This window comes from Calidithermus chliarophilus DSM 9957 (assembly GCF_000430045.1).
Classification (GTDB): domain Bacteria; phylum Deinococcota; class Deinococci; order Deinococcales; family Thermaceae; genus Calidithermus; species Calidithermus chliarophilus.
This window is the reverse complement of sequence record NZ_KE387023.1, coordinates 1,183,447-1,184,894: the sequence shown is the minus strand read 5'-3', so window position 1 is coordinate 1,184,894 and position 1,448 is coordinate 1,183,447. Positions and strand designations below refer to the sequence as shown.

General features: G+C 70.9%; 1 protein-coding gene. It reads right to left on the bottom strand.

Annotated features, from left to right (window positions below; genetic code table 11):
* Positions 1-1,321 (bottom strand): beta-sandwich domain-containing protein (locus MEICH_RS23775; protein WP_036218360.1); only part of this gene is annotated, 1,321 nt, incomplete at its 3' end.
* Between the last annotated feature and the right edge of the window lie 127 nt (positions 1,322-1,448).

Below are 1,448 nucleotides of genomic sequence, written 5' to 3'. Positions count from 1 at the left end.
CGCGCACCTCCTGCGGGCCCAGCCCCGCCGCGCGAGGCACCCGCACCGTCACCCGGGCGTCGCCCCACTCGAGGTACTCCGACGCCAGCACCCCGCCGACGCTGACCTGGGAGAGCCCCCGGCTGGCGCCGAAGCCGGCCCCCTCCAGGGTCAGCGTCCCGCCCCGGGCGGCCAGGAAGGGGGCCTGGCCGATCACCGGAGGCATGGGGGGCGGGAGGGGGTAGAGGTCAAGGTCAGCGTTGGTGGCCTGGCCCGCCGTGACGCTGACCGGCCCTGAGGCCGTCACATACCCGCTGCGCTCGGCCTTAAGGGTGTAATTGCCGGGAGGAACGCCCTCCAGGACGTAACTCCCGTCGTCGGCGCTGATGGCGGCGTACTGGGTGCCGGGGAGGTAGACGATGACGCCGGGGAGTGGGGCTGCGGACGAGGTGACCTTGCCGGTGATCTTGCCCACCGTCTCGGGCTTGGCCAGCGAAAGCACCGGCGCGTTCGCGGTCTGCCCGGCAGTGACGCTGACGGCGGTGGTAGCGGCGGCGTAGCCGGGGTACTGGGCGGTGAGCTGGTAATCGCCCGGGGCCAACCCGTCCAAGCGGTAGTTGCCGTCCCTATCGGTGAGGGCCGAGAAGCCGGTGCCCGCCACGAACACCTGCACCCCGGTGTGATCTGAGGCTCCTTGCCGGGTGGCCTTGCCGCTCACGCTCCCTACAGTTTGGGGTTTGGCCAGGCTGAGGTCCGCTGCCGTGGCGGTCTGGCCCACCGTGACGGTGACGGTAGTGCTGGCCGAAGCGTAGCCGGCGTACTGCGCGGTGAGCTGGTACGTCCCCGGCGCCACCCCCTCGAGCGCATAGCTGCCGTCCGGGCCGGTGAAGGCGGCGTAGGAGGTGCCGGCCAGGAAGAGCTGGACGCCCGAGTGGTCGCTGGCCCCTTGCAGCGTGGCTTTGCCCGTTACCCGCCCCACCGTCTGCGGCTGGGCCAGGGAGAGTTCGAGGCTGGCCGCTTTCCCCGAGCGCACCTGCACCGCCCCCGAGGCCCGCGCGTACCCCGCCCGCTCGGCCACCACGGTGTACTCGCCCGCCGGCACGCCGGAGAGGGTGAAGTTGCCTTTGGCGTCGGTATAAGCCGACTTCTCGCTGCCGGGAATATAGACCTGGATGCCCGAATGATCCGTCGCCCCTACCAACGTGGCCGTACCCTGGACGCTCCCGGGGAGTTGCAAGGCCAGGGGCTCGAGGACGGTTTCCTTTCCGGCCTGCACGCTAGCGCTGGCCTGGGCGCTGACCTCGCCCTTCTGCACGAGGAGGTGGTAGCTGCCGGGCTTCATACCCTTTCATGCTGATGCCTTCGCCCTCGGCCACCAGTGGAAGAGGGTGTGCCGCCGCAGGGTCTTTGGGTCCCCCTCCAGGACCCGGCACCGCTCGGCCACCCCCTCCATCATCTCCTGCAGGTCC